The following is a 6,592-nucleotide window of genomic DNA, read 5'->3' as shown; positions in this document are numbered from 1 at the left end:
ATTGCATATAAAATAACAAAATAAAAATTATTATTTTTTTTATAAATCACTGTTTTTGATAAAATAAGTAAAGTTATTTTTGAAATAACGCAAAAAAAGCCTCAAACAGCGTTCTCTGTTTGAGGCTTTTTCAACTCTTTTTCCTTTAATAGATCAATTAAATAAATGATCCACCATCCACAAAAGTGGTATAAATATGCTCGTCGGCCACTGGTTCCCCTTGGATCGATTGTACGATTTTCTCAGCTGCCACCATGCCCCATCGATGTTTCGAATAGGAGATCGTCGCTAAGCGCGGCTGCACAAAAGCGCCTAATTCCGTGTTATCAAACCCGATGATGCGGATCTCTTTTCCGATGCGATAGTCGGTCTCACGGACATATTTGTAGACCCCGATCGCCATTTCATCATTGAAGGCAAAGATATCAATGGGAAACTGGGGATCATTTGCTAAGAGCTGTTTTGCCGCTCGATAACCAGAAGGTTCTGTGAAGTCACCAGGAATGACTTCATAAGGAATACCAAAGCGCGTCAATTCTTTCGTACTGGCTTCCAAACGCTCCCGACTGTCGTAGCCTTTTTCTGGCCCTGCTAAGAGGAAGACTTTTTGGCTTTGTCCAGCGATCAAGCGATCGATCGCCAGCGCCGCCCCTCCTTTATTGTCTAACAAGACTTGATGGATGTTTTCATGAGACAAGACACGGTCTAACACGACAATTTGATGCCCTCGTTGGGCGTATTGCTCGATTTCCTTTGCTGGAAACGTCCAATCCAAAATGATGGCACCGTCCACCATCCGCTCAGGAATAAACAAGTGTGACTTCTTGCCGCTACAGACGATCATTTCATAGCCGAAAAGTTCCAACCCTTTCTTGATGCCATCTAGCAATTCCCCATAAAAACTTCCGGCATAATCGGCGAGATAAACACCGATGATGTTGGTTTGTCTGCGTTTCAGTGTGCGAGCAGCCATGTTCGGAACATAGTTCAATTCGTTTGCGATCGCTTGAATCCGCGCACGGGTTTCCTCGGTCACTTTTGGACTGCCATTCAATGCATACGAAACGGTGGATATGGAGACACCCGCTTTTTGGGCAATATCTTTGATTCCTACCATGGCTTCTCCTTTCTTAACGATAAATATCGATCGTATTGGTTTGGTTTTCGTTTAATTTGGCGCAAAGTGCTGCTTTCTTCAGGACAAGCGCACCTTGACGGTAGCGATTTTCCGCAAACTCAGTGGACATTTCTTCCCCGTTGATCAATACTTTCGGCGTACTTGCCGAATGATAGACGATTTCGACCGGCCGATCAAAGAGTCGATACGTCAGTGTCAATCCTGCTAGCTCCGCTGGCAAGACAGGATCAAGTTCAACGTGATCAACAAAGGTCCGAATGCCTAACACATTGCTGATCAACTGATTCATATAGATCCCTGGACCACTAGAATAGATGCGCCAGCCGCCTTTGACGCCGACTGCTGCCTCCTTAAGTTTACCAAAATTTTCTTGGGCTTCAACCCTTGTTTTGAAATCGCCATCAGAACTGCTGAAATACGCATTTGCTTGACGGATCTCCGCGTTTTCGACCCGTTGAGCGATCTGGATCGGATTGATGACCCCTAGCGCTTGCCAAGTCTCTTCTTCTCGGCCTAATTTCGCCATCGCTTCGGTAAAGCGGATGTGGGCGTGAACGTACTGCAAACCGATTTCTCGTCCAAAGTTGGCTGCTTGTTCTGCTCGCTTGAAATTGGTGCTGACACCACCCGCATAAGTCGCTGGACGATTCATCAAACGCACCCCATCTGGAAATTGCAAATGCTCCTTGATGATCGCCACATGATGATCGGCTTGTTCGGGAGATAACAGCTCACCGATCATGCTTTGCTGCATCGGCAGCAAGCGGTATTGGATACCAGTTTTCTTGTCAGTCGGATGGACCATCAGTTCCACGTGCTCGCTATCTTCCATATAGACAAATCCTGGCAAAGTACCATCAGCTAACATGTATTTTTCAAAGTCGTGTTTGATGCCCTTAGACAGTTTTGTTAAATGTTTGGCATACTCTGGGTCAAATGACTGCAACTGGCTGGCTAATTTTTTCAATACTTCATAGGTCAAGGCAACGGTCCAGCTGCTGGCCATTTGTTTCTTCAACTTACTGTTATTTGGCTGCAAGGTGTCATCCCAATCGCCATCGCCATAACAAGACAGATACGTTCCTTCCAAGAAGTTCGCTTCGATATACGCCACTTCTTTTTTCAAATGATCAAACAATGAAGCTTTGGTCTTGGTTTTCAAGAAGGTTGCGCGATCCGTATAAGGCAGTTCTTTTTCCAAAATCGCGAAATCTTTGGTTTTTTCGAGATAGTCACTAACGACTTTCATTGGCCAGACGATCACATCTCCGTGGCTCTCATCGGCTTTTTGTTTCTCATAGCGGTCAAACATAAACCATTGTGGCCAGTTGCCGTCATCTGCAAATTGATTTTCAAACAAATGCTCGATGATGGACGCCACCATTTCAGGACGATTAAGTGCTAAGAAATACTCAGTCGGTCCTTGGGAAACGTCTCGAGTCCCCCAAGCAGCACCACCGTACTGTTCAAGACCATGAGGAGACAGGTAATGAACAAGCATATTGTGGGTGTACCAACGTGCCAAGTGATTGAAGGATGTAACGTCCGCCTGCGAATGTTTCAATTCAAACTGATTCAACAAATCATCGACAAAGGCCGTATAGGCAGTGTCTTCTTGCTGGCGATCTAACGTTTCGGAAACAAAGGGTTCACCAGTCAGTGTGCCTTGGATCACGAAGGAAACCGTCGCCTGTTCTGCAAAGGTCAATACGGTCGTGCTGTCAGCAGCGGCCACATTGAAGATTGCTTCATCGGTCAGTTCAAAAGGTTGAGCTGCATGGAGATAATACGTCAATTCTGGATAAGTTTCCGCAATCGGTGAATCCGCTGTTCCTTTGATGGTGAGCAATTGCTGGTCTTGCGTAACAGTAGCAGTCGGTGCGGCTTCATCGATCCCCATCACAAATTGATTAGTGATAGCCCAGGTGTAGGCACGACCTTGTTCACTAGTGATGGTGGTTGCGATCGTGCGTCCATTTGCTTTAGTGAAGGTCGTTACTTGAATGACATCATCCGCTGTTTTGTAGTACCACGTCGCCGAATTCAAGCCCATTTCAAAAGCAGATGGCATCGTTAAAATCCGCCATTGATCGCCGTCTTTCAGATAGATCCGCTGACCAGAACGTTTGAACAGATTCAATGAGTTGCGGCTATTACTCAACAATTTGTTCATGTTCGTATTGCCTAATACGATTTGGGAGTTAAACATCCCCGTCATGTAAACAGTCGTGCTCAAAATGGGTTGATCGACGATCAACTCTTGTCCGCTCATCAAAATATGCCCATGGGAGCGTTCCATCTGTGCTTCTTTTTCCTTCAACACGACATGGTGATAGTCAGGGGTAAAAAAGGAATAAAGCTGCTTATCAACGATTTCCACTGCTTCTTGCTGCGGGAACCGCTCGTTGATTTCTTCTGTGGAAAATGTCAGCCCTGTGAGTGGTCGACCGAAGTTTTTTCGTGGCTGCGCCGTTGCTTGCAACGAGTCAAAGGACAAGGCTTGATACGTTTCTTTCAGCGTTTCAAGTGCAAACTGCGGTTCATTGACTGCCGTCGCTTGATTGGCTTTGACCGCTGCGTAAAAAACGATTTCTGTAGGCGTCTCACTTACCATCAACCATTGCGTTTGCAGTGCCGTATAGGCAAATTCGTATTGATACACTTCATTGGCTAACGTTTCTTGGCTAAGTGCAGCTGGTTGATTCGTTTCTTTGTAGCTGCGACCGAAAAATTGATAGCCATCCGTTGAGAAGCCTTTTAAGGCTTGGAAGCTGCCCTGTTCCACCAATGGAAATTGACCATTTTGTGGTTGATTTTGGCGCGAAGAAAGCACGATGCGATCCTTATCATGGCTAACATGATGGTCGATATATTGCGAAACATAGGCTTCATTGGATTGAACAGCCCCTTTGGCGGCATTGCCAAGATCTTGTCCGTAAACCAGTTCCGCTTCCCCAGAACCACTCAATTGAACCCGCCAGAACCAGCAATCTTGTGCCAATTGGAAATCAACTTGGTAATTGATGGACTGATACGTCCCAGTCCAAGTCAGCTGTTTTTCTGAGTAGGCAAAGGCACTGTTAGCATTTGAACCGATCAAGGGAATAAAGGACAACTCCCCCGCCTCACGCAGACGTAGATAGATTTGATTCAAACTGCCATCTAGCGCATTTCCGTTCAACTGATTGATCATCACACCGTGACTTTGGATCTCATATAAATCACCGTTTGGTAAAAATGTCACGGTCGTATTTGCGTTATTCATCACTATTTTTTTCGTCATAGAAACCTTCCTATCTTACCTAACTAATTGCAGGGTTGTTTGTTGGGTGTCTCGGCTGTTCCCACCAATCATGATGTGGAATTTCCCTGGATCACTGCTTAATTGTTGGTTGCTGTGGACATAGCGCAGCAGTTCTTCCGTGATCTCAAATTGAACGGTTGCTGATTCGCCAGCCTCTAGCCAAATTTTCTTAAAGCCTTTCAGTTCTTTCACTGGGCGAACCACTTCACCGACTAAATCGCGAATGTAGCATTGGACCGTTTCCCAGACCGCTGCTGTTCCTTGGTTCGTAACAGTGATGGAAGCCGTGACCGTTTGATCTTTGGTCATAGTCGGCTGATCCAACGTCACCGCAGAATACGCAACTGGGCTATAACTCAAACCAAACCCAAATGGATATTTGGCATAATTGGAGACATCCAAATATTTCGAGACATATTTTTCATCCGGTGCACTTTCATAAGGACGACCGGTATTGTCAACGTTGTAATACACAGGAACTTGTCCAACGGTTTCTGGGAATGACATGCTCAAGCGACCGCTTGGATTGTATTCTCCCCACAGGATCTGAGCAAGTGCGTTTCCGCCTTCGGTTCCAGGGAACCAAGCCTCGACGATCGCTTTGGCTGCATCCACACCTTGCAAATCAAGAGGACGACCGTTATAAAGAGTTACGATCAATTGCTCGTTGTATTCTTTTAAGGTTTCAACCAAGGACAATTGGGCTTGCGGCAAACGAATGTCGCTGCGGCTGGCAGCTTCGCCGCTCATCCATTCCTGCTCTCCTAGTGCTAAGACCACTTTATCGGCTGCCTTCACTAATTCGATTGCTTCTTGGATCGCCGTTTCAGACGGTGCAAAATAATCAAAGGGCTCTTGACCGATCAACAGATCCGCACCCAAGGCTTGGGCACCCTCCACTAAAGTCACTACTTCTTCTTGTTTCCCTTGCCAAGACCAAGCCCCTAATAGATCACGGGAGTGAGCACCTGGGCCCACGATCGCGACTTTTTCGGTTTTCTGCAACGGCAGGACACCTTCATTTTTCAACAACACCATTGATTTCTTTGCGATATCGCTGGCGATCTCTCGGTGTTCTTGAGACAAAACAGTGGCTGCTTCAGCGGCTTCATCAGCGCCGCGGTATGGATTTTCAAATAGCCCCAGCTCATTTTTTAAAGTCAAGATTCTTAGCACCGCTTCATCGACTAAGGCTTCCTCAACGGTGCCTTCTGCGATCAACTCTTTCAAGTTATCGGTGTAGCAAGTCGTCATCATCTCGATATCGACTCCAGCTTTGATGGCTAGTTCAGCGGCATGTTTTTCATCCTCCGCTGCGCCATGAGCGATCACTTCTTTGATTGCTGCCCAGTCAGAGATCACAACGCCTTCAAACCCGAATTCTTCTCGCAAAACATCGCGGAAAAGCCAGCGATTGGCCGTTGCTGGAATGCCGTCTACCGTATTAAAGGAGGTCATCACCAGCTTGGCACCAGCATCAAGGGCTGCTTTATAGCCTGGCAAATAACTTTCTCGCAGTTGTCGTTCTGACATATTGACCGTGTTGTAATCGCGACCACCGATAGCCGCACCGTAAGCCGCAAAATGTTTGACGCAAGCAGCCACGCGGTTGAAATCCGTTCGCAGATCATCCCCTTGATAGCCTTTGACGAAGGCTTCAGCGAAGCGACTGTTCAAGTAAGGATCTTCCCCCGTCGATTCCATGACACGGCCCCAGCGTGGGTCTCTTACTAAGTCCACCATCGGCGAAAAGGTCACATGCAAGCCAGAAACAGCTGCTTCTTTGGCAGATACTTCCGCCATTTTCTCCGCTGCTGCCAAATCCCATGAACTACCTAATCCTAATGGAATCGGGAAAATCGTCCGAAAGCCGTGAATGATGTCCGCCATCAATATCGTCGGGATATTCAAGCGGTTATTGGCGATATACTCTTTTTGGACGCGGATCGCTTCTTTCGCACCAGAAACACCTAGCGTTGTTCCCGCATTGTTGATGTTTTCTTGTGTCAGTCCTAAGTCGCCCATCGGACCTGTTTTCTCTTCTGCTTTATCTGAATAAAAAGCCGCTGCCAGTTGCAGCAACTGATCGATTTTTTCATCTAAGGTCATTTCTGAAAGTAGTTCGGTTAATTTCTGCTGTTCCATTTTTA

Annotated in this window: 3 protein-coding genes; all 3 read right to left on the bottom strand. The window is 46.5% G+C overall.

Annotated features, from left to right (window positions below):
• Nucleotides 1-157: 157 nt before the first annotated feature.
• From A5878_RS01955 to A5878_RS01945, 3 genes are read right to left on the bottom strand one after another with little or no spacing between them, the layout of a single operon-like run.
• Complete coding sequence (locus A5878_RS01955; RefSeq protein ID WP_005227180.1) at nt 158-1,117, bottom strand: LacI family DNA-binding transcriptional regulator; 960 nt, start codon at nt 1,115-1,117, stop codon at nt 158-160.
• A gap of 13 nt (nt 1,118-1,130) precedes the next feature.
• Complete coding sequence (locus A5878_RS01950; protein WP_086294448.1) at nt 1,131-4,421, bottom strand: GH36-type glycosyl hydrolase domain-containing protein; 3,291 nt, start codon at nt 4,419-4,421, stop codon at nt 1,131-1,133.
• Nucleotides 4,422-4,436: 15 nt separating this feature from the next.
• Nucleotides 4,437-6,587, bottom strand: coding sequence for a glycoside hydrolase family 3 N-terminal domain-containing protein (locus A5878_RS01945; protein ID WP_074934427.1), 2,151 nt, complete (start codon nt 6,585-6,587; stop codon nt 4,437-4,439).
• Between the last annotated feature and the right edge of the window lie 5 nt (nt 6,588-6,592).

This window comes from Enterococcus sp. 3G6_DIV0642 (assembly GCF_002140635.1).
In the GTDB taxonomy this organism is placed as follows: domain Bacteria; phylum Bacillota; class Bacilli; order Lactobacillales; family Enterococcaceae; genus Enterococcus_D; species Enterococcus_D casseliflavus.
Note: the sequence above shows the minus strand (reverse complement) of the source record. Positions and strands in the feature narration are given on the sequence as shown.

What these genes read in the sequence shown, in the direction of transcription:
- A5878_RS01955 (WP_005227180.1), bottom strand. Translation starts at nt 1,117, where the DNA reads ATGGTAGGAATCAAAGATATTGCCCAAAAAGCGGGTGTCTCCATATCC.
- A5878_RS01945 (WP_074934427.1), bottom strand. Translation starts at nt 6,587, where the DNA reads ATGGAACAGCAGAAATTAACCGAACTACTTTCAGAAATGACCTTAGAT.
- A5878_RS01950 (WP_086294448.1), bottom strand. Translation starts at nt 4,421, where the DNA reads ATGACGAAAAAAATAGTGATGAATAACGCAAATACGACCGTGACATTT.